This is a genomic window from Actinosynnema sp. CS-041913, from assembly GCF_050942485.1.
Lineage (GTDB): Bacteria > Actinomycetota > Actinomycetes > Mycobacteriales > Pseudonocardiaceae > Actinosynnema.
The window spans coordinates 4,090,334-4,112,768 of sequence record NZ_CP192037.1 but is presented as its reverse complement, the minus strand read 5'-3'; the positions used below and the strand labels follow the sequence as shown (position 1 = coordinate 4,112,768).

Below are 22,435 nucleotides of genomic sequence, written 5' to 3'. Positions count from 1 at the left end.
CAGGAGGTGACCCCTCTGTTGCCGGGGTCACGTCACACACCGTAGGTTATGACCTACGAGGAGGCGCGATGGACACCACGAAAGTGGCCTCGGCGGTGCGCATCGGTTCCGCCCTGGGCAGCGGCGCCGCGGTGGAGTGGGGCGAGGTCTTCGCCGCCCTGCGCCTGGCGCTGCCGGAGATGTGCGCGGTGCAGATCACCGGCTGGGATCCGGTGTCGCGGGGCTTCGTGGTGCTGTCCGAGGACGGGTACAACCATTCGATCAGCCAGGAGCTGGCCCACGAGCTGCCGCGCACCCGCTGGGGCGGCCAGCTCTTCGACTCGGCCGTGCCGCTGCTGATGGACGACATGCCGCACAACTTCCGCGACTCGCCGCACTACCAGGAACGCCTGCGCCCGGCCGGGTTCGAGGACGGTCTGTCGGCGACGCTGCGCCTGACCGGCCGCAAGCAGGTGGTGGGCGTCCTGCACGCCAACGCGCCGGTCCGGGCGGCGTTCGGCGAGGAGGCGCGGCGCTTCGTGGCGTCGGTCGGCTCCGCGCTGGCACGCCGCGTGGACCCGTTGCACTGCCCCACGTTCGACGCGTGGTTCGGTCCGGAGTGGACGGCGAGCTGGCTGGTGCCCGCCGCCGGCCCGGTGACCGGCCGCTCCCCCGCGCCGATCGCCGACGACCCGAACCTGCGGGCGCTGGCGGAGTCCTTCTCCACCCTGGGCGTCCGCACCGTGCCGTTCCTCTGGCCGGCGAAGGACGGCTGGTACCGCGTGCGGCTGCTGAGGATCGTCGACGGCCCGCGCAACGGCGTGGTGGCGGCCTGCGCGCCGTTCGAGAACCCGTCCGGCCTGACGGCCCGGGAGCTGGACATCGCGACCGGCCTGGTGGCCGGCCTGTCCAACCAGGCGATCGCGGAGAGCCTCGTGGTCAGCCGGCGCACCGTGGAGACCTACGTCGAACGCCTGCTGACGAAACTCGACTGCCAGTCCCGCGGCGAGGCGGCGGGCATCGCGGCCAGAGCGGGCTTCGTCCGCCCGTCCTCGGACCCGAGCGGGGTCGGCTCACTGCTCCGCCTTACCCGCGGAGCCGACCCGTACTGGATCTGAGAATTCCCCAGCGGTCCGTCTCCGGTCACGAATTCGCACACGGCGCTCCGCGGAACTCCGCCACGGCAGCACGCTCCGCCACGGCAGCCGCCCGCACAGCGCCCTCGGCGGCTTCGTCTGCCAGGTCCATCGCATCGGACGCCGTCTGCACCGCCTGCTGAGCGCGCTCCGCAGCCTCGATCGCCACCCGCGCCGCCTCACGCGCCAACGCCGCCGACTCCCCGGCCCCGGCCCGCGCCGCCGCCTCGGCCCGCTCCAACGCCCGCTTGCCAGCCGTCTGCGCCTGCGCCCCGGCGTCACACGCGGCATCCAGCACCTCGTCGGCCGCATCGAGCCGCGCCATGTCGCCCAACGCCGCCGCGGACTGCTCCCACAGCGCCCGCACGTGCGACCGCCCCAACACGATCTCGATATCGCGCCCGATCGCCAGGAACGTCGTCGCGTCCCGACTCCCCCGCAGGTTGACCGGGACCTCGTCGTCCAGCCGGAGGCCCAGACACGTCAAGACCCCGTCCCTCCTCGACATCATTTGCCGACCTCCTTGTCGATCACGTTCTCCGCTCAGGCATGATGTTGTGCGCTCACAACAAATCACGTCGAGAATATTGGCGCAACTTCGACCACAGGTCCAGTACGCCAATCGGCGGACTATCGGGCTACTGTCTGTCAGCCCTGGAGGTGCGTAGTGGACGAACTTGAGGGCGTGAGCGCAACGCTCGCGGCCCGACGTCTCGGTCTGATGTTGCGTCGGCTGCGCGGGCGGATAGGCACGTTGCGCGTGGTGGATGTCGCCAAGGCCGCAGGGCTCAGCCAGCCCACTTGGAGCCAAGTCGAGACCGGTGTGGCCGTGCCGTCGGCCGATCACCTCGCCACGGCGGCCCGGAAGCTGGAGGCGACCGAGAGCGAGCTTTCGACGCTGATGGCGTTGCGTGAACGCGCCAAGCGCCACGAGTGGTGGCACGACTACGACGACGTCGGTTCACCCGCACTGATGAAGCTGATCGGTTACGAAGCGTCCGCTCGGAACATCCAGATGTGTACCGGCGGCTGGGTGCCGGGCCTGCTCCAGACCGCCGACTGGGCGCGGAACGCCATCAACCTGCCCGGTGCCAAGACCCGACCGGAGAACATCGACCGTGCTGTCGAGCTTCGGGTTCGCCGACAAGCCCTGCTGGACAAGCCGCAGGTCCGGCTGCACGCAATCTGCGGCGAAGAGGCCGTCCGGTACCAACCCGGTGGCCGGGAAGTCCAGCTCGACCAACTACGGCGCCTGCTGGAATCGAGCGCTGCCGGGAACATCACCTTCCAGATCGTGCCGTTCACCGCCGGGCTGCACCTGGGACACTCGTCGCCGTACTCCCTGCTGGAGTTCGGGAGCGGCGACCTGCCGATGTTCTACCAAGAGCACGCGGCGGATGCGGCGCTGACCGACAGCCCTGTGGATGTGCGCAGGTGGAGGTACATCTTCGGCGAACTGGTGAAGATCGCGTTGTCCGTCGAAGACAGTCGGCGACTCATGGAGTCGATCTTGAAGGAGTAGCAGATGGAAGCTGTGCTGACGACGTCGAGCTGGCGGAAGTCGTCGCGTTCGACGCCGGACCATTCCTGTGTGGAAGTCGCCCGACCCGCCGCCGCGCGGGACGTCGTCGGGCTGCGGGACTCGAAGAACCCGGCCGCAGGGCACCTCTCGGTGTCCACCACCGCGTTCACCGCGTTCCTGATCGACGTGGTGCGCTGACTTCGTACCATCACCGGGTGCCGGATCTTCTCCGCTCCACCTGGGACGAGCCCCGTCCCCACCACGCCCCGCAGCGGGTGTGGCGGGACTGGGCGCTCGTGGGGGTGCTCGTGCCGGCGGCGGTGCTCGAAGGCGCTCTCCGGACGGATCTCCCGTGGCGGACGCTTTCGGTGATCGTCGTCGTCGGGCTGGTTCCCACGTTGTTGTGGCGCCGGACGCGACCGCTGCTGATGCTCGCCATCGCCTTCGGCACGACGAGCCTGGTCCCGCTGATCACGGGCGGGTACCGCGAAGAGCCGTACACGTCGGCTTTCCTGCTGATCCTGGTGTACTCGGTGGTCAGGTGGGGCTCCGGGCGCGAGGCCGTCATCGGCTTGACGATCGTGATCGGTGGCGCGTGCCTCTCCATGACCGTCCGCCACCTCGCCCTCGCCGATGTGATCGGCGGGCTGACCGTGGTGTTCGCGGCCGTCGCCCTCGGCGCGGCGATGCGGTACCGGGCCCGGTTCCGGATGCGTGAACTCGACCAGGTCAAGTTGCTCGAACGGGAACGGCTGGCGCGGGACCTGCACGACACGGTCGCCCACCACGTGTCGGCGATCGCGATCCGCGCCCAGGCGGGCCTCGCGACCTCGGTGTCGCAGCCGGGCGCGGCGGCCGACGCGCTCCGCCTGATCGAGGCCGAGGCTTCGCGCGCGCTCGCCGAGATGCGCGCGATGGTGCGTGTCCTGCGTCGGGACCAGCCGGTGGACCTGGCGCCCAACCCGCGCGTCGCCGACCTCGCGCGGCTCGCGGCCCGGCCCCGCACCGGTCCGTCGGTCGAAGTGGACCTCTTCGGCGACCTCGATGACGTCCACCCCTCGGTCGGCGCGGCGATCTACCGCGTCGTCCAGGAATCGGTCACCAACGCGCGACGGCACGCCCGGCACGCCACCCGCATCGAGGTCCACGTCGCCGCCGACGACACGTCGGTGCACCTGCGGGTGAGCGACGACGGTGACGGCTCCGCGCGCTCGACCGCGACGCCGGGGTACGGGCTCATCGGCATGTTCGAACGGGTCACCCTGCTCGGCGGCACGTGCGCGGCGGGCCCCGACCCCGATCGGGGCTGGACCGTGACCGCCACCCTGCCCCGGAACGGGTCGACCGCATGAGCATCCGGGTGGTCGTCGCCGACGACCAGGAGATCGTCCGCACCGGGCTCACGATGATCCTCGACGCCCAACCGGGCATCGAAGTCGTCGGCACGGCCGCCGACGGGCAACGCGCCGTGGAACTCGCGCGACGCCTGCGCCCCGACGTGTGCCTGTTCGACATCCGCATGCCCGGTGTCGACGGCATCGAGGCCACCCGCCTGCTGGCCGGACCGGAGGTGGACAACCCCCTCGCCGTCGTCGTCATCACCACTTTCGACCTCGACGAGTACGTCTACGCCGCGCTCCGGGCCGGCGCTCTGGGCTTCCTCCTCAAGGACGCGGGGCCGACCCTGCTCGCCCAAGCCGTCCACGCCGCCGCCGACGGCGACGCGCTCATCGCCCCGAGCATCACCGCACGACTGCTCAAGACCTTCGCCGCCGCAGGACCCGCCGCACCGCCCGCGCAACCCGTCGAACCGCTCACGGACCGCGAGGAGCAGGTCCTCGTCACCGTGGCGCGGGGACGGACCAACAGCGAGATCGCCGACGAGCTGCACATCTCCCTGAGCACCGTCAAGACGCACATCGCGAGCCTGATGGCCAAGATCGGCGCGCGCAACCGCGTCGAGATCGCCATGTGGGCCTACGAGACCAACCGCGTCAGGAACCGAAAGTACTAGTCCGCCCTGCCCGATAGGACAGCTCGGCTCAGACCCTTCTTCCGATGAACCGGCACCACCCCGGTCGTCAGACTCGGACCACGACAGGGACACGGCGACGTGGCACCGGTCGCGCCGACGGACGACCAGAACGAAGAAGGGCCTTCGCCGTGACATCCTCCACCAGGGCAGGGTGGCTGATACCCACCGCGCTGATCGCGCTCACCCTCGTCCCGATGGCCGGTGGCGCCGTCCGCCTGGCCGACCTGGCCGGCGGGGAGGTCACCCCGGACAACGCGCGGTTCTTCGCCGCGCCCCTGCCGGTGGTGGCGCACATCCTCAGCGCCGTCCTGTACTGCGTCGTGGGTGCGCTCCAGTTCGCACCCCGGTTCCGCGGACGACGGCCGGGCACGCACCGCGTCCTCGGGAGGCTCCTCGTCCCGGCCGGCCTCGCCATGGGGCTCACGGGCCTGTGGATGACCCTGTTCTACGCCTGGCCGGAAGGCGACGGCGATCTCCTCGCCGCCTTCCGACTGGTGTTCGGCTCCGCCATGGTCGCGTCGATCGTCCTCGGCTTCGCGGCGATCCGGCGGCGGGACTTCGCCCGGCACCGCGCGTGGATGATCCGCGGCTACGCGATCGCCCAGGGCGCGGGCACGCAGGCGTTGGTCACCTTGTCGTGGGTGCTGCTCGTCGGCCCTGCCGAAGGGATGACCAGGACACTGCTCCTCGGCGCGGGCTGGGCGATCAACGTCGCCGTCGCGGAATGGATCATCCGCGGGCGGCCGACCAGACCGACACAGGCCGCCGCCGGTTCCGCCAAGGCCCATGTCGGCGGACTGGCGTCCTAGGACCTACCGGCCGGAACATCGAGCAGGGAAGGCGAACGGCCCGACGCGGGGAGAACGCGTCGGGCCGTTCGGGTTTACCGGAGGAACGCTCAGCCGTGGTGCATCCAGATGCCCTTGATCTCGGTGTACGCGTCGATCGCGTACGGCCCCATCTCACGGCCCCAGCCGCTGGACCGGAAACCGCCCCAGGGCGCCGCCGCGTCCGGGATGCACGGCATGTTCACGAACACCGCCCCGGCCCGGATGCCGTCCGCCAGGCGGTGGGCGACGCGGAGGTCGTTGCTCCACACCGACGCCGCCAGTCCGTACGGCGAGTCGTTGACGCGGGACAGCAGCTCGTCCTCGTCGTCGTAGTCGAGCACCGCCAGCACGGGGCCGAAGACCTCTTCCCGGGCGATGGTCATGGCGTCCTTGACCGACCCGAAGACCGTCGGGCGGTAGAAGTGGCCTGGGCCGTCGCCGCGCGAGCCGCCGGTCACCAGGTCCGCGCCCTCGGCCACCGCGCCCCGCACGAAGCCGTCCACGCGGTCCCGGTGCTCCCCGCTCACCAGCGGGCCCAGGTCGGTGTCGGGGTGCAGGCCGGCGCCCAGCCGCAGGCCCGACACCGCGGTCGCGAGCTTGGACGTGAACTCGTCCTGCCGCGCCTTGTCGACGTACATCCGCGCGTAGGCCGCGCAGACCTGGCCGCTGTTGAGCAGCCCGCCCGCGACGGTCCCGGCCACGGCCGCGTCGATGTCCGCGTCCCGCGCGATGACGGTGGGCGTCTTCCCGCCCAGCTCCAGGGTCACCCGCTTCAGGTCGGCCGCCGAGGCCGTCACGATGTCCCGGCCCACGGACGTCGACCCGGTGAACGACACCTTGTCCACGCCGGGGTGCCGCACGAGCGCCTTGCCGGTCTCCGGGCCGCCGGTCACCAGGTTCACCACACCGGGCGGGAAACCGGCCTCGACGCACAGCTCGACCAGCCGCACGGTGGTCAACGGCGTCTGCTCGGCGGGCTTCAGGACGGTGGTGTTGCCGCAGGCCAACGCGGGCGCGAGCTTCCAAGCCATGATCATCAGCGGGAAGTTCCACGGCGCGATCAGCGCGCACACGCCGACCGGCACCCGGCGGTCGAACTGCAGCGTGTCCGGGAACGTCACGGAGCGCACCGCGCCGTCCAGCTTGGTCGCCCACCCGGCGAAGTACCGGAAGTGCTCGGCCGCGCCGGTCACGCTGACCGCCCGCGCCACGCCCAGCGGCTGGCCCTGGTCCCGCGTCTCCAGCTCGGCCAGCTTCTCCGCGTCCGCCTCGATCAGGTCGGCCAGCCGCCACAGCAGCGCGGCCCGCTCGTTCGCCGGCGTGGCGATCCAGCCGGGCAGCGCCTCGCGCGCGGCGGCCACGGCGTCGTCCACGTCCGACGCGCTCGCGTCGGCGCACACCGCCAACGGCTCGTCGGTCGCGGGGTCGGTCGTGGTGAACTCCCCCGCGCCGGCGGTCCACTGGCCGCCGATGTAAAGACCTGTCGAGCGCATGTCGACTCCCCTCCACTGGCTGAACGTGGGCCAGTGTGGGACGCCGCGCGACCCGAAAGCTTGGCTGCGGGCGCACGGCGTTTGACCGTCAGTGCGCCCGGTGTTCCACGCTGCGACGGCGGTATTCCGAGGGGGACAACCCGTACTCGGTCTTGAACGCGCGGCTCAGGTAGGACGCGTCCACCAGGCCCCAGCGGGCCCCGATGACGCCGATCGCGAGCTGGTGCTTGCCGGGGTCGGCCAGGTCCTGCCCGCAGCGCTCCAGCCGCCGGTGCCGGATCCAGCCGGACACCGTGGTGCCCGCCTCGCTGAACAGCTTGTGCAGGTACCGGGTGGAGATGTGGTGCGCCGACGCGATGTCGCCGGGCGACAGCTCCGGGTCCTCCAGGTGCGCCTCGACGTAGGACTTGATCTTCACCAGCATCGCCGCGCGGGACGTCTCGGCGGGCACGTCGGTGTAGTCCACCTGGTCGGCCAGCGCGGTGCCCAGCAGGTCCACCACGTTGCGCGCCAGCCGGACGCTGCCGTGCACCTGCGGGTCATCGATGTTGCGGGCCAACTGCACCAGCGTGGTGCTGACGATCCCGCTCACGCCCTGCCCGCCCGCGAACCGGATCGCGGTCATCTGCTCCACCTGGCCGGACGGCAGGCACAGCATCGAGCGCGGGAACATCAGGACCAGCGTGGAGGACACGTCGTCGAAGGCGAGCGAGTACGGCCGGGTCGTGTCGTAGATGGCGAAGTCGCCCGGACGCAGTGCCGCCTGCCGCCCGTCCTGGCTGAGCTTCGCGCTGCCGTGCAGTTGGAGCGACAGCTTGTAGTAGTCCGGCGCGGCACGGGAGATCGTGCGCGCCGTCCGTCGCACGGTGTGCGCGTCCGCCGACGCTTCGTACACGGCGACGCTGCCGAGGTTCTGGCCGCGCAATCGGCCGCGGAACGCCGAATGCTCGCCCGTGGTCGCTTCCAGGGGCACGAACGTCTGCGACACGGCCGACTGCCAGAGATCGAACTGCTGTGTCGCAGGCACGCCGGCTGTAGTCAGCACGTAGGACATCATTGCCCTCCAGGACCTGCGCTTAGTGGCTTGGGTAACACTGCGTGACAGGCACAGTCGTCCGCCATCGCCCGTTCGTCAAGTGTTCGTTGCCGAGTCGTAAAGCCCCGACCACCTGGTGCACGCGGAGTCAAAGGACGTGCGTCCGGGGTCAACCGCCATCCGTCCGAGCCCTGTTAAACCTGGATAGCGGCCACGACAGCGTAGGCCGCGAACGGATCATATTCGATCTGCTACACGATTTCCGATGCGGAGGTGACCATGGGTGAGATCGTGCTAGCCGCGAAAATCACACATGTGCCGTCGATCTGGCTGTCCATCCAAACCGGCAAGCACCACGGCATCCGCCGGCACGCCGAGGCGGGGCTGGCGGAGGTCGGCCGGCGGGCCCGCGAGCGCGGCGCGGACACCTTCGTGGTGGCCGACTCGCACTGGATGAACAGCATGAGCTTCCACATCAACGGGAAGGCTCGGCACCAGGGCAGCTACGCGTCGCACGAGCTGCCGCACTTCATCCACGACCTGGAGTACGACTACCCCGGCTGCCCGGACCTCGCGCGGCTGATCGGCGAGGAGATCAACGCCGGCGGCCAGAAGTCGATGGTGCACGACGTCAAGGACCTCGGCCTGGAGTACGCGACGCTGGTGCCGATGCACTTCATGAACCGCGACGGCAACCCGATCGCGGTGGTGCCGGTGGGCTGCAACATCTACTCCTCGATCGACGAGAACCGCCGGGTCGGCGAGGCGATCGCGCGGGCCGTGCTGCGCAGCGACCGCAAGGTGGCGTTCCTGGCCAGCGGCTCGCTGTCGCACCAGTTCCCGCCGAACGAGATCTCGTCCGAGTACCTGGACAAGATCAGCAACCCGATCAACGAGCAGGCCGACCGGCTGGTGCTCGACCAGTGGCGCTCCGGCCGCATCGCGGAGTTCCTGTCCGCGCTGCCCGCCTACAACGAGCGGTTCACCGGCGAGGCCGCGATGGCCGACACGGCGATGCTGTTCGGCATCCTGGGCTGGGACGGCTACTCCGGTCACGGAGAGCAGCTATGCGACTACTTCCCGAGCAGCGGCACCGGGCAGGTCATCGTGGACTTCCCGATCCCGGACGGGCTGAAGGCATGACGCACCCCCTGGGGCTGGCGCCCTCCAAGATCATCGCGGTGCACCTGAACTTCCGCAGCCGCGCGGCCGAACGGGGCCGGTTCCCGGAGGAGCCCTCGTACTTCCTCAAGCCGCCCTCGTCGCTGTCGTGGTCGGGCCGCGACCTGGTCCGGCCGGAGGGCACCGAGCTGTCGGCGTTCGAGGGCGAGATCGCGGTCGTCGTCGGCAAGCGCGCGACGCGGGTGAGCCGGGAGGAGGCGGTCGACTACATCGGCGGCATCGCGGCGGCCAACGACTTCGGCGTGCACGACCTGCGGTACGCCGACCGGGGCTCCAACCTGCGCTCCAAGGGCGCGGACGGCTACACCCCGGTGGGTCCGGTGCTGCTGGACCCGCGTGAGGTCGACCTGGACGACCTGCGGCTGCGCACGTGGGTCAACGGCGAGCTGGTGCAGGACGACAACACCGGCGACCTGCTGTTCGACTTCGCCTACCTGATCGCGGACCTGAGCCGGAACGTCACGCTGGAGCCCGGCGACATCATCCTCACCGGCACGCCGACCGGCGCGACCGTCGTCTCCCCCGGCGACGTGGTGGAGGTGGCGGTCGGCGACACCGAGCGGCTGCGCAACCAGGTCCGCGAGGCCAAGCCGCTGACGGGGCCCGGCGCGCGTCCGAAGGTCACCCGCGAGGACCGCGCGGTGGCCGTCGGCGGCACGGTGCCGGCGATCAAGCCGGAGACCGAGGCGGCGCTGCGCCAGGTGTCCACGGCGACGCTGTCCAGCCAGCTCCGCAAGCGCGGGCTGCACCACACGTTCCTCACCGGCCTGCGTCCCGCCCGGCCCGGCCTGCGCATGGTCGGCACCGCGCACACGCTGCGATTCCTGCCGCTGCGGGAGGACCAGTTCGCCGAGCGCGGCGGCGGCATGAACGCGCAGAAGCGCGCGGTCGAGTCCATCGGACCCGGCCAGGTGCTGGTCATCGACGCGCGGGAGGACCACGGCGCGGGGACGCTCGGCGACATCCTGGCGCTGCGCGCCCTCAAGCGGGGCGCGGCGGGCGTCGTGACCGACGGGTGCCTCCGGGACAGCCCGTCGTTCGACGACCTCGACCTCCCCGCGTACAGCGCGGGCGCGCACGCGGCTGTCCTGGGCCGCCGGCACGTGCCGTGGGAGGTCGGCGTGGACGTGGCCTGCGCGGGCGTCCTGGTGCGGCCCGGCGACGTGCTGGTGGGCGACGCCGAGGGCGTCATCCTGATCCCGCCCGCGCTGGTGGACGAGGTCGCCGCGGACGCCGTGGCCATGGAGCGCGAGGAGCGCTTCATCCTGGAACGCGTCGCCGACGGCGAGCACATCGACGGCCTCTACCCGATGGGCGCGGCCAAGCGCGCCGAGTACGAGCGGTGGTCCGAGTGACCGCTCCCGCCAAGTCCAAGACGCAGTACGCGTACGAGACGCTGCGGGACCGGATCGTCGAGGGCCGCTACGGCCCCGGCGCGCGGCTGGTGTTCGACCGCATCGCGAAGGAGCTGGGCGTCAGCCCGGTGCCGGTGCGGGAGGCCGTGCGCCGGTTGCAGGCCGAGGGCTGGGTGGTGTTCGAGCCGAACGTCGGCGCGCAGGTCGCCGACATAGACCCGGCCGCCTACCGGCACACCATGGAGACGCTCGCGCTCCTGGAGGGCCACGCCGTCGCGCACGCCCGGCTGTCCAAGTCGCAGTTGGACCGCGCCGCGCACCTCAACGACCTGATGGCCGCGTCCCTCGTGGAGTTCGACCCGCTCGGCTTCACCCGGCTCAACCGCGAGTTCCACCTCCTGCTGTGCGACGCCTCGCCCAACCCCCGGCTGCGCGAGCTGATCGACAAGGAGTGGGCGCGGCTGGACATGAGCAGGCGCACCACGTTCAGCCTGGTACCCGGCCGGGCCCACGAGTCGGTCGCCGAGCACGCCGAACTCCTGCGCCTCCTCCGCGCCAAGGCCCCGGCCGAGGTCGTGGAGCGCTACGCCCGCGAGCACAAGCTCAACACCCTCCGGGCCGTGGACGGAAGGTCCCCGGCCCCGCTTTCAGGGGAGTTCCCGACATGAGGTTCCGTTCCGACCCGGCGTCGATCCGCGGCTCCATCGCGCCCGTCGTCACGCCGTTCACCGCCGAGGGCGAGCTGGACACCGACAGCCTGCGCGCGCTGGTGCGCTGGCAGAAGGAGTCCGGTTCGCACGGCGTGTCCATCGGCGGCTCGACCGGCGAGCCCAGCGCGCAGTCGCTGGAGGAGCGCGTTACCGCGATGCGCGTGGTGGCCGAGGAGCTCGGCGACGCGATCCCGTTCCTGCCCGGCACCGGGTCGGCCACGCTCAAGCAGACGCTGGAGCTGACCGACCAGGCGCGGAAGCTGGGCGCGGACCTGGCGCTGGTGATCACGCCGTACTACAGCAGGCCCACCCAGGAGGGGCTGTTCGCGTGGTACGACGCGGTGGCGCGGGAGTTCCCCGACCTGCCGATCGTGATCTACAACGTGCCGTCCCGCACGGCCGTCGACATCGCGCCGGACACCGTGGCCAAGCTGCGGCACGCCCACGACAACATCGTGGGCATCAAGGAGACCACCAAGGACTTCGAGCACTTCTCGCACGTGCTGCACAAGTGCGGGCGCGACTTCCTGATGTGGTCGGGCATCGAGCTGCTGTGCCTGCCGCTGCTGGCCATCGGCGGTCGCGGATTCGTCAGCGCGCTGGCCAACCTCGCGCCCGCCGCGGTGGCCCGGATGTACGAGCTGTACGTCGAGGGCGACCACGAGGGCGCGATCGACCTGCACTACCGGCTGCACCCGCTGGTGGAGCTGCTGTTCGTGGAGACCAACCCGGCGCCGGCCAAGCACGTCCTGGCCGACCTGGGCCGCATTTCCAGCGCCCACGTCCGCCCGCCGCTGGTGCAGCCCACCCCGGCCGGGCTGGAGAAGATCAACGCCCTGCGCGCCCAGGCCGCAGACCTGCTCGTCCCGTCAGGAGTCAACGCATGAGCACCGTGAAGAAGCCGGTCGACCTGCCCACCGAGCTGCTGCACCACATCGGCGGCAAGGACGTCCCGTCGGTCGACGGCGCGACGTTCGGCGTCTCGGACCCGGTGACCGACACCGAGTACGGCCGGGTCGCGGCCGGCGGTCCCGCCGACGTCGACAACGCCGTGGCCGCCGCGCGCAAGGCGTTCACCGAGGGCCCGTGGCCCCACCTGTCGGACCGCGAGCGGGCCAAGGTGCTGGTCCGGATCGCCGACGCCATCGAGGCCCGCGCCGACCGGCTGGCGGAGCTGGAGACGTTCGACACCGGTCTGCCGGTGACCCAGGCCAAGGGCCAGGCGCACCGGGCGGCGGAGAACTTCCGGTACTTCGCCGACGTGATCGTGGCGCAGCACGAGGACGCCTACCTGGCGGGCGAGAAGCAGGTGAACTACGCGATCCGGCAGCCCGCCGGCGTCGCGGGCCTGATCACGCCGTGGAACACGCCGTTCATGCTGGAGACGTGGAAGCTCGCGCCGTCGCTCGCGTCCGGCTGCACGGTGGTGCTCAAGCCCGCCGAGTGGTCGCCGCTGTCGGCGAGCCTGCTGCCGGGGATCATGGCCGAGGCAGGTGTGCCGGACGGCGTGTTCAACCTGGTGCACGGCATCGGCGAGTCGGCGGGCGCGGCCCTGGTGGCGCACCCCGACGTGCCGCGGCTGTCGTTCACGGGTGAGAGCGGCACCGGCCAGATCATCATGCGCACGGCCGCCGAGCACCTCAAGGAGGTGTCGATGGAGCTGGGCGGCAAGTCGCCGTGCGTGGTGTTCGCCGACGCCGACTTCGACCGGGCCGTCGACGCCGCCGTGTTCGGCGTGTTCTCCCTCAACGGCGAGCGCTGCACGGCGTCCTCGCGGGTGCTGGTGCAGCGGGAGATCTACGACGCGTTCGTGGAGGCGCTGGCCGCCCGTGCGTCCGCGGTGCGGGTCGGGTTGCCCTCGGACCCGGCCACCGAGGTCGGCGCGCTGATCCACCCCGAGCACTACGCGCGGGTGCTGGAGTACGTGGAGATCGGCAAGCAGGAGGCCCGGCTGGTCGCGGGCGGCAGCCGTCCGGAGCACCTGTCCTCGGGCAACTTCCTGTCCCCCACCGTGTTCGCCGACGTGCCGGCGGACGCGCGGGTGTTCCAGGAGGAGATCTTCGGGCCGGTGGTCTGCGTGACGCCGTTCGACACCGAGGAAGAGGCCGTGGCGCTGGCCAACGCCACCAAGTACGGCCTCGCGGGCTACGTGTGGACGTCGGACCTCCAGCGCGGCCACCGGGTGGCGCGGGCCGTGCAGTCCGGGATGGTGTGGGTCAACTCGCACAACGTCCGGGACCTGCGCACGCCGTTCGGCGGCATCAAGGCCAGCGGCGTCGGCCGGGAGGGCGGTGCGCACAGCATCGACTTCTACAGCGACCTGCGCGCCGTGCACATCGCGGTGGGCGACCTGACCCCGCCGCGCTTCGGAGTTGCCCGACCGTGAACACCCGTTGACCGCGGGCGCACCCGCATCCCCTGGGCTATGGGGAAGGTGAGTGCCCCGCGGCTAACGTCCGATCATGGGCTTGGAGGGGAAGGTCGCGCTGGTCACCGGAGCGGGCTCCGGCATCGGCGCGGCGGTGGCGCGCAGGCTCGACGCCGCCGGGGCGCGGGTGGCGGCGCTGGACGCCGATTCCACCGCGGTGGAGATCGTGGGTGGCGGGTTGTGGTGCGGGATGGCGGTGCGCGCCGAGGCGGGTGACCCCGCCCAGGTGGAGTCGGCGGTGGCGGCGGTGGTCGAGCACTACGGTCGGCTGGACCTGATGGTCACCACCGCACCCGCACTCCCCTGCCCCCGCGGGCCGGGTAACCGGCAGTCCGGTGCCGGCAGCGGGTTCGCGGGAACCACCGACGCGGACGGTGCCGACGCGGCCTCGTCGTTCCCCTCGCTGGAGGTCGACGACGAGAACTGGCACCTCGTGCTCGGCACCCAGCTCGACGCCGCTTTCTACCTCGCCCGCGCGGGCCTGCGGGCGATGCGCGACAGTGGCGGCGTGATCGTCGCCGTCGCGGTCTCCTGTCCCCACCTGCCGCACCAGTCGGCGGCGGCCGGCGGCATCCGCGGCCTGGTCCGCGCCATCGCCCGGGACGCCGAACCGCTGGGCGTGCTGGTCCGCTCCGTCACCGCCCGCTGCACCCCCGATCCCGCCGAGGTCGCCGACACCGTCGCCGGCCTCGCCGTCACCACTGGAGGACCTACATGGGCTCTCGATTCACCGACCGGGTCGCCCTGATCACCGGCGCGGGCACCGGCATCGGCGCCGCCGCCGCCCGGCTGGTCGTCGCCGAGGGCGGGAAGGTCGTGCTCACCGGCCGCCGCCCCGCCCCGCTCAAGGAGGTCGCCGAACCCCTCGGCGACGCCGCGCTCGCGCTGCCCGCCGACGCCGCCGACGGCGCGGCGATGGCGGCCGTCGTCGCGGAGGCCACCGAACGGCTCGGCCGGATCGACGTCGTGGTGGCCAACGCGGGCGGCCACGGGCTCGGCACCGCCGGCGAGACCACCGACGAGGGCTGGCAGCTCGCCCTGGACGCCAACCTGACCAGCGCGTTCGTCACCATCCGGGCCGCGCTGCCGGGCCTGGTGGACGGCGGCGGCTCGGTGGTGCTGGTCTCCTCGCTGGCCGGTCTGTTCGCCGGGCCGGGCGTCGCGGGCTACACGTCCACCAAGCACGCCCTGATCGGCCTGAGCAGGTCCATCGCCCGGGACTACGGCAAGTTCGGCGTGCGGGCCAACGTGGTGTGCCCCGGCTGGGTGCGCACCGCCATGGCCGACGAGCAGATGGACCGGTTCGGCGAGACCCGCGGCATCAGCCGGGACGACGCCTACGCGCTGCTCACCGAGAACACCCCGCTCGGCCGGCCGGCCGAAGCGGAGGAGGTCGCGTCCGTGATCGCGTTCCTGGCCTCCTCGGACGCCTCGATCGTCAGCGGCGCCGTGGTCACCGCGGACGCGGGCGCGAGCGCCGTCGACCTGCCCACCATCGAACTAGGCTGAGAGGACACCCGATGTCGGACTGGAAGACCGTCGACGACTTCGCCAAGGGCATCGACGGGAACCGGCTGCCCCGCAGCAACGCCCTCGTCGGCCTCACCTGGACGGTGCGGCACGACGACGGCGGCGAGGTGACCCTCACCTTCACCGACGAGTCCACTGTGGACTGGTCGAGCGGCGACCGCAAGGGCACGGACCACTACGAGGCGGTGGAGGGCGCGCCGGGGATCTTCTTCGTGGAGCGCACGTTCCGCGACACCCCGCGGCAGGCCGAGGTCGTCGTCGCCGTCCTGGAGACCCACCGCACGCTGACCGTCCAGTCGACCATCGCGGAGACCAAGACCGACGGCGTCCCCCAGGTCTCGCAACAGTTCCGCCCCGGCGTGCTGGACACCGGCGACGGCGTCGCGCCGACCGGCGAGGCCCCGGCCCCGACCCGGGACCTGATCGGCTGGCGCGCGCTCTACCGGTACAGCCCCAACCACCTGTACGAGCACGTGTACCTCAGCTCGGAGCGCTACGCCTGGCAGTGCCTGGTGGGCGAGCAGCACGGCCACGGCGACGTGGACCTGGCCACGGCGTACCGCGTCGCGGAGAACCGGTACGTGTTCACGTTCCGCGAGTTCCGCATCCCGGTGGCCACCACGTGGCTCTACGACCTGGACGCCATGCGCACCACGGGCGTCTTCTTCGGCCTCAACGGCGAAGGCCAGATCCGCAACGCTCCCGGCGGCGCGCACATCATCCCGCTGGGCCGCGTCTCCTACCCCGAAGACCAGCCCGTCTAGAGGAAAACCATGACCGCACTGGAAGTCGTCCGCGCCCACTACGCCGCCTCGGACCGGGGCGACCTGGACGGAATGCTGGCCCCGCTGGCGCCCGACGCCTCCTGGACCGAGGCCGCCGGCTCCACCTACGGGGGCACCTACCTCGGCCCGGAGGCCATCCGCGCCAACGTGTTCCACCGGATCGGCGCGGACTGGGCGTCGTTCACCGTCACCGTGGCGGAGCTGTTCGACGCGGGCGACACCGTGGTGGCCCTGGGCAACTACACGGGTGTGCACCGCGCCACCGGCAAGGGCATGACCGCCCGCTTCACGCACGTCTGGCGTGTCGCGGACGGCCATGTCACGAGCTTCGAGCAGGTGGCCGACACCGCGCTCATCCTGGCCGCGGAGTCCTGAGACCGGAGCGGGCCGCCCTGGGCGGGGCGGTCCGCTTCTTCCACTAGTTCCTTATCGCACCGCAATTCCCTTATCGCACGGCAATCCTTTACAGCACGGCAATTTCCTGCGGCGCGGCGATTTCCTACAGCGCGGCCAGGTCGACCGCTTCGGCCATCGCCCGGTAGCCCGCGTCGCTGGGGTGCAGCCGGTCACCGCTGTCGTACGCGGGCAGCAGCGCGTCCGGGTCCGCGGGGTCGGCCGTGGCGCGGTCGAAGTCCGCCACCGCGTCGAACTCGCCGGACGTGCGGATCCAGGCGTTGACCTCGTCCCGCACCGCCTCGCCACGCTCGGTGTAGTACGCCGCGCCCTTGAACGGCAGCAGGGTCGCGCCGACGATCCGCACGCCCTTCCGGTGCGCCTGCCCGATCAGGTTCCGGTAGCCCGCGATCAGCTCGGCGGCCGTGACCTCCGGGTTGGGCTTGGTGCAGTCGATCGGGAAGTTGCTGAACCCGATGTCGTTGATGCCCTCCAACAGGATGACCGTGCGCACGTCCGGCTGGCCCAGCGCGTCCCGCGCGAACCGCTCGGTGGCCTTCTCGCCGAAGCACGACGAGTCGTTGAGCACCCGGTTGCCGCCGATGCCCGCGTTCACCACGCCCTTGCGCCCGCGCAACCGCTCCGCCAGCTCGTCCGGGTACCGGTTGTCACCGTCCACAGTGGACCCCGCGCCGTCGGTGATCGAGTCGCCGAACGCCACCACGACGTCCCGGCGCGGCGTGCGGTCCACCGTCTCCACGGCGCTGAGGTAGTACCAGGAGCTGGACGTCTCGCCGAACGCGTCCGCCGCCGCGTCGGCCCGGTGGTCGCCGGAGGCCCGGTAGCTGGTCGCACTGGCGAACGTGTGGCCCGTCACCGGACCGGTCTTGCCCGCGAAGTAGAACGTGACGGTCAGCCGCTCCAGCGGCGACACCGGCAGGAACGCCGGATCGCTGACCAGGTGCCCGCCCGGCCGCACGGTCACCGACCGGCCGCCGCCGAACGTCAGGTGGCGCACCGAGTCAGCCCGCACGGCCGCGCCCGTGCCGGCGCGCGCGATGGTCGCCCCGGTCACCTTCAGCGGCGCGGCGCTGTAGGCGTTGGACAACCTGATCCGGACGGCGGGGCCGCCCGAGCTGATCCGCACGACCTGCCGCACGGTGTGGTTGTCGAATCCCTCGGTGCCCCAGTTCGGCCCCAAGGCGTCGGTGGGCGCGTGCGGCGACGCCGCCCAGGTGGCCGCCCAGCCCGGGTGTGCGGAGGCAGCCGGCGCCAACGCCACCCCCAGCACGGCGGAGAGGAGCAGTACCGCGATCTTCTTCATGCATGACCCCCAAAAGTCGATCTCGACGGGGATCAACCTACGCCGTCACGCGATTTGTTCCCCGCGGCCGGAACACGCTCCTCACCAGGCCGGCCGCGCGTCTCGGTTGGCATCAGGTCCGCAGCCGGACCGCTCAACCGGAACGAAGCCGGGTCGGGACCACCGGGACGAGGCGCCGCGCGTCCGCAGCTCAACCGGAACGGTCCTGGGTCGGCACCAGGCGTCGCACGTCGGCAGCTCAACCGGAACGGTCCTGGGTCGGGATCACCGGGACGGGGCGCTGGGCGTCGGCCGGTGAGCGGCGTTCCGGGATGACCCGCGGCCTCCGGCGACCGGTCGCGATGCCGTTCGCGATGTGGTGCGCGGCTTCCCGTTCCGTCCACCCGTCCACGCCGTTGTGCCGCGCGGCGGCGTCGAGCAGCACGGCCGCCGCCGCGTGGTCGTCCAGCCAGCCCGCGCCGACCAGTTCGCCGAGCCGGCACGCCGCCGTGAACAGCACGTGCGCCCGGGTGCCGGGCCGGGCCGACCGGACCCGTTCCGTCTCGCCCTCCACGACCGCCGCCCGGTAGGCGCGCACCCGGCGCGGCGCGGGCGGGTCCACCGGCTCGGGCGGCGGAGCGGGCGGCGGCGGGCTGAGGAGCGCGACCAGCCAGTCCGGCGCGGGAGCCACCGGCACGTCCCGCACCACCTTGTACAGCCGCAAACCACTGGCAATGCGCCGGATCGAGCCCTGAGCGGCGACGTACCCGCCCGCCGAACGGGTGTCGACGTGCCGCCCGAGCTTGCCGACCGTGTTCCGCAACGGAGCCTCGGGCGCTCGGAAATACCGGTGCTCTCCCCCGCTGGGCGTGGCGACCGTGTAGGTCTCCCGCGGGTCCTCCGCACCATGGCCGCGCGCGAGTTCGGCGAGCACGTCCCGCCCGTGCGGCACGCCCTGGTCGAGGTCCACCACCAGCAAACCGGCGGCCCGGCAGGAGATCCCGATGTTGTAGGGCTTGTGCTCCCACCACGCGTGCACCTGCGCGATGTCGAGCGTGGCCCGCCGGTCCCAGTCCTTCAGCGCGGGCACTTTCCCGAACGGCCGCAACGGGATCACCGGCCAGCCCCGTTCGACCGCCGCCACCGCTGCCGCCAGCCGTGCCTGGAATCCGCTCATGGTCGGCCCCCTCCGCCGCTCGGCGTCGGGGGAAGCGCGCCACCGTCCAGTGTGCGGCCTGAACGGGTCGGCGTACAGGTGCGTCCGGATGAGCCTGGTCAGGACTGTCCGTACACGGCCATCAACCCCGGGGAGCATTGGCCTGCCTCAGCCTTGAGGTCCCGCGCCGGTCCCGAAAAGCGACGTTGTGCGGGGTCCGCGGCGCGTGCGGACCCCGCACAACGGTCAGCGGCCCACCTCCTCCGACGCCCAGGAAGCCACCGCCGAGTAATACCGGTCCGCGTTCGGCGCGAGGTTGATCGAGTGCCCGTAGCCCGGCACCACATGGGTGTCCAGCGGCACGCTGAAGTACGGCGACTCGTCCTCCCGCAGCGTCTCCGCCGAAGTGCAGTTGGTCGCCAGGAGACCGCACACCGCGGCGTCCCGGCTGCCGACCACCGACAGCACCGGCACGTCGATCAGGCGGCTGTACGGCAGGATCACCGCGACACCCAGCCCGTCCGCCGCCTCGGCAGGCGAGAAGACGTCCTTTGTGGACTCTTCCAGGTCGGCCAGCCGCGGAGTCGGCCGGCCGGGGGCGTGGAAGCTCCGGTAGCGCGTGCCCGGCGCCGTCGTCAGGTAGCCGACCGGGTACGTCAGGCCGAACTTGGGGTCCAGGTTGGCCGGGATGAAGTTCGCGAACGCGGCCACCACGCCGACCGGGTTCACGCGGTGGGTCAGGCCGGTCAGCAGGACGCCGTCCACGTCGCGGTAGGTGGCTGCTTCGAGGATGCTGACCGCCGCGCCCAGCGAGTGGCCGCCGATGATCACCTTCTCGAACGACGGGCCGTACGCCCCGGACCGCAGGCCCCGCACGACCTGGTGCATGGCTTCCGCCTGCCCGAAGGCGGTCAGGGTCGCGGCCAGGGGCTTCGAGCTGCCGCCCGTCCCCAGGCGGTCCACGGTCAGGGTCGCGAAGCCGGCCGCGTTCTGGGCGGAGCGGAACGAGTGCGCGCCCGGGTAGTCCCAGTACGCGCTGTTGTAGGTCGCACCCGGGATGAGGAGCTGCACGGTCGAGCCGCCGCCGTCCGGGGTGCAGAGCGTGCCGTGCACGACCTCCTGATGGCCGAGCACGGTGACGGGTGCGAAGACGTCGCGGCACGACGGCGCGGCCGTGGCCGGTGGTGTGGCGGTGAGCGTCGACGCGACGAGCAACGCCACCGCGCCGGCGGCGAGTGAGTAGCGCAAGGTGAGGACAACCTCCATCGGTTTCAGCGGGACTGGACGGTCATCGGCAGCCGGTTCGGGTACATCAACCCGACCACCTTGGGGCGCACGGGTTTCCCCGGCACCGGCACGAGGCGCCACCGGGCCGCCACGGTGGCGGCGGCGATGGCGATCTCCAGCGAGGCGAACGAGTGCCCCGGGCAGTGGTGCAGACCGCCCGCGAACGGCACGTACGCGCCGCGGGGCACCGACGCGGCGCGCTCGGGCAGCCAGCGGTCGGGGTCGAACACCGAGGGAGAGTCATGGGATCGCGGGTCGTGGTGCAGGGCGTGCGGGCTGAAGCCGACCTCGGAGCCGGCGGGGATGCGCACACCGCCCAACGTCACGTCGGTGTTGGCGCGGCGCATCAGGAACCACAGCGGGTACTTGCGGAGCACTTCGCTGATCACCCGCTGCGTGTAGACCAGCGACGGCACGTCGTCGAAGGTCGCCGCGCGGCGGCCGACCACCTCGTCCACCTCGGCGTGTAATCGCTCCTCCACGCCGGGGTTCGCGGCTAACTCGTGGAACAGCCACGCCAGCGCGATCCCGGTGGTCTCGGTGCCGGCGGTCAGCAGGGTCACGACCTCGTCGCGCACCTGCTGCCGGCTCATCGGCGCGCCCGCCTCGTCCCGCGCCCGCAGCAGCACCGACAGCAGGTCGTCCCGGTCCTCCCGGCCGCGCGCGACCACGTCGTCCACCACGGCGTGCACGTGCGCGATCGCGTTGTCGAACCGGCGTTTCACCGGCAGCGCCAGCAGCGGCGGCAGCACCGCGCGCACCACGCCGAGCCTGATGAGCGTGGGGGTGTGCCGCTGGATCTCCGCGCTCACACGCGGCCCGAAGTCGGTGGAGAACAGCGTGCGGCCGACCACGGCGATCGTGAAGTCCTGCATCAGTCGGTCGACGGCGAGCTGTTGCCCGTCCTGCCAGGAATCGACCATATCAGCCGCCGATTCGGTCATGATTTCCGCGTGCCGGACCAGCGCGCGGCGGTGGAAGGCGGGTTGGATCATCCGGCGCTGGCTGCGGTAGAAATCGCCATTGGTGCTGACCAGGCCGTTCCCGAAGGCGCGGCGCAGTTTGTCCACCAGGATGCCCTTGTCGAACTTCTCGGTCTGCCCGGAAAGCACCTGGTAGGCCAATTCCGGAGTGGTCACGAAGTGCACCGGCAGCGGACCCAGGCGCAGCCGCACGACATCGCCGTAAGACCGCAATTTCGCGGTGAACGCGAGCCGTTCGCGCAGCATGGCAGCCGTGTGGCCGACCAGCGGCAAACAGCCTGGAACGGTGGGGCTCGCGGAATTTCCGATACCGGTGGTCATCGCCTCGCCTCCAGCGGGATTGACCGCGTGTACTCTATGCGCCGTTCGGACGCCGCGGGATCGCGCATTCGAGTTAAGTTGTTGGATCGGCTGGTGTCCGCACGGGGCGAAGCGGTTGGATGCTCAGGTCCACTTACCGACTGGAGCGCGCCGTGACCGACCTCGACTGGGTGCCCGAGGGCATCGACATCAACGTTCCCAGCGTGGCCAGGACTTACGACTACCTGCTGGGCGGTGCGCACAACCTCGCGGTGGACCGCAGGATGGGCGATCAAATGCTCGAAGTGCTGCCGGGCGCGCGCAACCTGGTCCGCCTCAACCGCGCGTTCCTGCGCCGCGCTGTCACTCATCTGGTGGAAAACGGAATCACTCAGTTCATCGACATCGGGTCCGGCATCCCGACCGTCGGCAACGTGCACGAGATCGCGCCCGACGCGAAGGTCGTGTACGTGGACAAGGACCCGGTCGCGGTGGCGCACAGCAGGCTGATCCTGGCGGGCGTCGAGCGCACCGCGGTGGTGCAGGCGGACCTGCGCGAGCCGGAGGACGTGCTGTCCCGGCCGGAGGTCACCGGCCTGCTCGACTTCGACCGGCCGATCGCCGCGCTCATGCTGCTGGTCGTGCACTTCTCGCCGGACTCGGAGGACCCGGTGGGCTACCTCGGCCGCTACCGGGACCGGCTCGCGCCGGGCAGCTTCCTGGTGATCTCGCACGCCACGGCCGACCGCCGGGTGGACACCATGCGCGAGGCCGCGGACACCGTGCGCCGCAACAACTCCAAGGACAACCTGGTCTACCGCACGCACGCCGAGGTCACCGCGCTGTTCACCGGTTTCGAGCTGGAGGAGCCGGGCGTGACGGGGTGCGCGCTGTGGCGGCCCGACGGCCGGGGCAGCATCTCCGACAACCCGGACGACAACACCCAGGTCTACGTGGGAGTCGGCCGCAAGCCGGCCGGTGGGAGCCGCTGA

The 22,435-nt window shown here is 71.6% G+C and carries 23 protein-coding genes; 16 read left to right on the top strand and 7 right to left on the bottom strand.

Going from position 1 to position 22,435, the window contains the following annotated elements; all coding sequences use genetic code 11:
* The first annotated feature begins 68 nt into the window (after nucleotides 1-68).
* Nucleotides 69-1,097: a response regulator transcription factor gene (locus ACQPZF_RS19400; protein WP_433273567.1), complete on the top strand. Its 1,029-nt coding sequence runs from the start codon at nucleotides 69-71 to the stop codon at nucleotides 1,095-1,097.
* A 25-nt stretch (nucleotides 1,098-1,122) separates the two neighbouring features.
* On the opposite strand, the gene ACQPZF_RS19395 is transcribed toward ACQPZF_RS19400, so the two are convergent.
* Nucleotides 1,123-1,602 carry a hypothetical protein gene (locus ACQPZF_RS19395; RefSeq protein WP_433273565.1) on the bottom strand — a complete coding sequence of 160 codons (480 nt, stop codon included), beginning with the start codon at nucleotides 1,600-1,602 and terminating at the stop codon, nucleotides 1,123-1,125.
* Nucleotides 1,603-1,800: 198 nt separating this feature from the next.
* Between ACQPZF_RS19395 and ACQPZF_RS19390 the strand changes: the two genes are divergently transcribed.
* From ACQPZF_RS19390 to ACQPZF_RS19370, 5 genes are all read left to right on the top strand, one after another.
* A complete protein-coding gene (locus ACQPZF_RS19390; RefSeq protein ID WP_433273563.1) occupies nucleotides 1,801-2,637 on the top strand; it encodes a helix-turn-helix domain-containing protein in 837 nt (278 codons plus the stop codon).
* 3 nt (nucleotides 2,638-2,640) lie between these two features.
* Nucleotides 2,641-2,835, top strand: coding sequence for a DUF397 domain-containing protein (locus ACQPZF_RS19385; RefSeq protein ID WP_433273561.1), 195 nt, complete (start codon nucleotides 2,641-2,643; stop codon nucleotides 2,833-2,835).
* 17 nt (nucleotides 2,836-2,852) lie between these two features.
* Nucleotides 2,853-3,989 carry a sensor histidine kinase gene (locus ACQPZF_RS19380; RefSeq protein ID WP_433273559.1) on the top strand — a complete coding sequence of 379 codons (1,137 nt, stop codon included), beginning with the start codon at nucleotides 2,853-2,855 and terminating at the stop codon, nucleotides 3,987-3,989.
* On the top strand, nucleotides 3,986-4,651 hold the full coding sequence (locus ACQPZF_RS19375) for a response regulator transcription factor (protein WP_433273557.1): 666 nt from the start codon (nucleotides 3,986-3,988) through the stop codon (nucleotides 4,649-4,651). The genes ACQPZF_RS19380 and ACQPZF_RS19375 overlap by 4 nt, the downstream gene beginning before the upstream one ends.
* Before the next feature lie 149 nt (nucleotides 4,652-4,800).
* Nucleotides 4,801-5,481 (top strand): DUF2306 domain-containing protein, encoded by a 681-nt coding sequence (locus ACQPZF_RS19370; protein ID WP_433273556.1) that lies wholly within the window; start codon nucleotides 4,801-4,803, stop codon nucleotides 5,479-5,481.
* Between the two features lie 89 nt (nucleotides 5,482-5,570).
* Here the strand turns inward: ACQPZF_RS19370 and ACQPZF_RS19365 are convergent, their stop codons facing one another.
* Together ACQPZF_RS19365 and ACQPZF_RS19360 are read right to left on the bottom strand one after the other, a co-directional pair.
* A complete protein-coding gene (locus ACQPZF_RS19365) occupies nucleotides 5,571-6,995 on the bottom strand; it encodes an aldehyde dehydrogenase family protein (RefSeq protein ID WP_433273554.1) in 1,425 nt (474 codons plus the stop codon).
* A gap of 88 nt (nucleotides 6,996-7,083) precedes the next feature.
* Entirely contained in the window at nucleotides 7,084-8,049 is a 966-nt protein-coding gene (locus ACQPZF_RS19360; RefSeq protein WP_433273552.1) for a helix-turn-helix domain-containing protein, read from the bottom strand.
* A 261-nt stretch (nucleotides 8,050-8,310) separates the two neighbouring features.
* On the opposite strand from ACQPZF_RS19360, the gene hpaD reads away from it, so the two are divergent.
* The 9 genes from hpaD (at nucleotide 8,311) to ACQPZF_RS19315 (ending at nucleotide 16,396) form a co-directional block, all read left to right on the top strand.
* Nucleotides 8,311-9,174: a 3,4-dihydroxyphenylacetate 2,3-dioxygenase gene (gene hpaD, locus ACQPZF_RS19355; protein WP_433273550.1), complete on the top strand. Its 864-nt coding sequence runs from the start codon at nucleotides 8,311-8,313 to the stop codon at nucleotides 9,172-9,174.
* Nucleotides 9,171-10,568 (top strand): fumarylacetoacetate hydrolase family protein, encoded by a 1,398-nt coding sequence (locus tag ACQPZF_RS19350; RefSeq protein WP_433273548.1) that lies wholly within the window; start codon nucleotides 9,171-9,173, stop codon nucleotides 10,566-10,568. The genes hpaD and ACQPZF_RS19350 overlap by 4 nt, the downstream gene beginning before the upstream one ends.
* On the top strand, nucleotides 10,565-11,236 hold the full coding sequence (locus tag ACQPZF_RS19345; RefSeq protein ID WP_433273546.1) for a GntR family transcriptional regulator: 672 nt from the start codon (nucleotides 10,565-10,567) through the stop codon (nucleotides 11,234-11,236). The genes ACQPZF_RS19350 and ACQPZF_RS19345 overlap by 4 nt, the downstream gene beginning before the upstream one ends.
* Nucleotides 11,233-12,165 (top strand): 4-hydroxy-tetrahydrodipicolinate synthase, encoded by a 933-nt coding sequence (gene dapA / locus ACQPZF_RS19340; RefSeq protein ID WP_433273544.1) that lies wholly within the window; start codon nucleotides 11,233-11,235, stop codon nucleotides 12,163-12,165. The genes ACQPZF_RS19345 and dapA overlap by 4 nt, the downstream gene beginning before the upstream one ends.
* The gene (gene hpaE / locus ACQPZF_RS19335) at nucleotides 12,162-13,664 is read left to right on the top strand and encodes a 5-carboxymethyl-2-hydroxymuconate semialdehyde dehydrogenase (protein ID WP_433273542.1); all 1,503 of its coding nucleotides are present in this window, start codon (nucleotides 12,162-12,164) and stop codon (nucleotides 13,662-13,664) included. Before dapA ends, hpaE begins: the two co-directional genes overlap by 4 nt.
* 76 nt (nucleotides 13,665-13,740) lie before the next feature.
* Nucleotides 13,741-14,454, top strand: coding sequence for an SDR family NAD(P)-dependent oxidoreductase (locus ACQPZF_RS19330; RefSeq protein ID WP_433273540.1), 714 nt, complete (start codon nucleotides 13,741-13,743; stop codon nucleotides 14,452-14,454).
* Complete coding sequence (locus tag ACQPZF_RS19325; RefSeq protein ID WP_433273538.1) at nucleotides 14,421-15,215, top strand: SDR family NAD(P)-dependent oxidoreductase; 795 nt, start codon at nucleotides 14,421-14,423, stop codon at nucleotides 15,213-15,215. The genes ACQPZF_RS19330 and ACQPZF_RS19325 overlap by 34 nt, the downstream gene beginning before the upstream one ends.
* 11 nt (nucleotides 15,216-15,226) lie before the next feature.
* Nucleotides 15,227-16,000, top strand: coding sequence for a molybdenum cofactor biosynthesis F family protein (locus ACQPZF_RS19320; RefSeq protein ID WP_433273536.1), 774 nt, complete (start codon nucleotides 15,227-15,229; stop codon nucleotides 15,998-16,000).
* Between the two features lie 9 nt (nucleotides 16,001-16,009).
* Entirely contained in the window at nucleotides 16,010-16,396 is a 387-nt protein-coding gene (locus ACQPZF_RS19315; protein WP_433273534.1) for a nuclear transport factor 2 family protein, read from the top strand.
* A 124-nt stretch (nucleotides 16,397-16,520) separates the two neighbouring features.
* Here the strand turns inward: ACQPZF_RS19315 and ACQPZF_RS19310 are convergent, their stop codons facing one another.
* The 4 genes from ACQPZF_RS19310 to ACQPZF_RS19295 all read right to left on the bottom strand — a co-directional run bounded on the left by ACQPZF_RS19310 (nucleotide 16,521) and on the right by ACQPZF_RS19295 (nucleotide 21,464).
* Complete coding sequence (locus tag ACQPZF_RS19310) at nucleotides 16,521-17,738, bottom strand: SGNH/GDSL hydrolase family protein (RefSeq protein WP_433273532.1); 1,218 nt, start codon at nucleotides 17,736-17,738, stop codon at nucleotides 16,521-16,523.
* 238 nt (nucleotides 17,739-17,976) lie between these two features.
* The gene (locus tag ACQPZF_RS19305; RefSeq protein WP_433273530.1) at nucleotides 17,977-18,894 is read right to left on the bottom strand and encodes a bifunctional DNA primase/polymerase; all 918 of its coding nucleotides are present in this window, start codon (nucleotides 18,892-18,894) and stop codon (nucleotides 17,977-17,979) included.
* 225 nt (nucleotides 18,895-19,119) lie between these two features.
* Complete coding sequence (locus tag ACQPZF_RS19300; RefSeq protein ID WP_433273528.1) at nucleotides 19,120-20,139, bottom strand: alpha/beta hydrolase; 1,020 nt, start codon at nucleotides 20,137-20,139, stop codon at nucleotides 19,120-19,122.
* A 5-nt stretch (nucleotides 20,140-20,144) separates the two neighbouring features.
* A complete protein-coding gene (locus ACQPZF_RS19295) occupies nucleotides 20,145-21,464 on the bottom strand; it encodes a cytochrome P450 (RefSeq protein WP_433273526.1) in 1,320 nt (439 codons plus the stop codon).
* Between the two features lie 152 nt (nucleotides 21,465-21,616).
* Here ACQPZF_RS19295 and ACQPZF_RS19290 point away from each other — a divergent pair, with 152 nt between their 5' ends.
* Complete coding sequence (locus ACQPZF_RS19290; protein ID WP_433273524.1) at nucleotides 21,617-22,435, top strand: SAM-dependent methyltransferase; 819 nt, start codon at nucleotides 21,617-21,619, stop codon at nucleotides 22,433-22,435.

What these genes read in the sequence shown, in the direction of transcription:
- ACQPZF_RS19400 (WP_433273567.1), top strand. Translation starts at nt 69, where the DNA reads ATGGACACCACGAAAGTGGCCTCGGCGGTGCGCATCGGTTCCGCCCTG.
- ACQPZF_RS19385 (WP_433273561.1), top strand. Translation starts at nt 2,641, where the DNA reads ATGGAAGCTGTGCTGACGACGTCGAGCTGGCGGAAGTCGTCGCGTTCG.
- ACQPZF_RS19375 (WP_433273557.1), top strand. Translation starts at nt 3,986, where the DNA reads ATGAGCATCCGGGTGGTCGTCGCCGACGACCAGGAGATCGTCCGCACC.
- ACQPZF_RS19365 (WP_433273554.1), bottom strand. Translation starts at nt 6,995, where the DNA reads ATGCGCTCGACAGGTCTTTACATCGGCGGCCAGTGGACCGCCGGCGCG.
- ACQPZF_RS19360 (WP_433273552.1), bottom strand. Translation starts at nt 8,049, where the DNA reads ATGTCCTACGTGCTGACTACAGCCGGCGTGCCTGCGACACAGCAGTTC.
- hpaD (WP_433273550.1), top strand. Translation starts at nt 8,311, where the DNA reads ATGGGTGAGATCGTGCTAGCCGCGAAAATCACACATGTGCCGTCGATC.
- ACQPZF_RS19350 (WP_433273548.1), top strand. Translation starts at nt 9,171, where the DNA reads ATGACGCACCCCCTGGGGCTGGCGCCCTCCAAGATCATCGCGGTGCAC.
- dapA (WP_433273544.1), top strand. Translation starts at nt 11,233, where the DNA reads ATGAGGTTCCGTTCCGACCCGGCGTCGATCCGCGGCTCCATCGCGCCC.
- hpaE (WP_433273542.1), top strand. Translation starts at nt 12,162, where the DNA reads ATGAGCACCGTGAAGAAGCCGGTCGACCTGCCCACCGAGCTGCTGCAC.
- ACQPZF_RS19330 (WP_433273540.1), top strand. Translation starts at nt 13,741, where the DNA reads ATGGGCTTGGAGGGGAAGGTCGCGCTGGTCACCGGAGCGGGCTCCGGC.
- ACQPZF_RS19325 (WP_433273538.1), top strand. Translation starts at nt 14,421, where the DNA reads ATGGGCTCTCGATTCACCGACCGGGTCGCCCTGATCACCGGCGCGGGC.
- ACQPZF_RS19320 (WP_433273536.1), top strand. Translation starts at nt 15,227, where the DNA reads ATGTCGGACTGGAAGACCGTCGACGACTTCGCCAAGGGCATCGACGGG.
- ACQPZF_RS19315 (WP_433273534.1), top strand. Translation starts at nt 16,010, where the DNA reads ATGACCGCACTGGAAGTCGTCCGCGCCCACTACGCCGCCTCGGACCGG.
- ACQPZF_RS19310 (WP_433273532.1), bottom strand. Translation starts at nt 17,738, where the DNA reads ATGAAGAAGATCGCGGTACTGCTCCTCTCCGCCGTGCTGGGGGTGGCG.
- ACQPZF_RS19305 (WP_433273530.1), bottom strand. Translation starts at nt 18,894, where the DNA reads ATGAGCGGATTCCAGGCACGGCTGGCGGCAGCGGTGGCGGCGGTCGAA.
- ACQPZF_RS19300 (WP_433273528.1), bottom strand. Translation starts at nt 20,139, where the DNA reads ATGGAGGTTGTCCTCACCTTGCGCTACTCACTCGCCGCCGGCGCGGTG.
- ACQPZF_RS19295 (WP_433273526.1), bottom strand. Translation starts at nt 21,464, where the DNA reads ATGACCACCGGTATCGGAAATTCCGCGAGCCCCACCGTTCCAGGCTGT.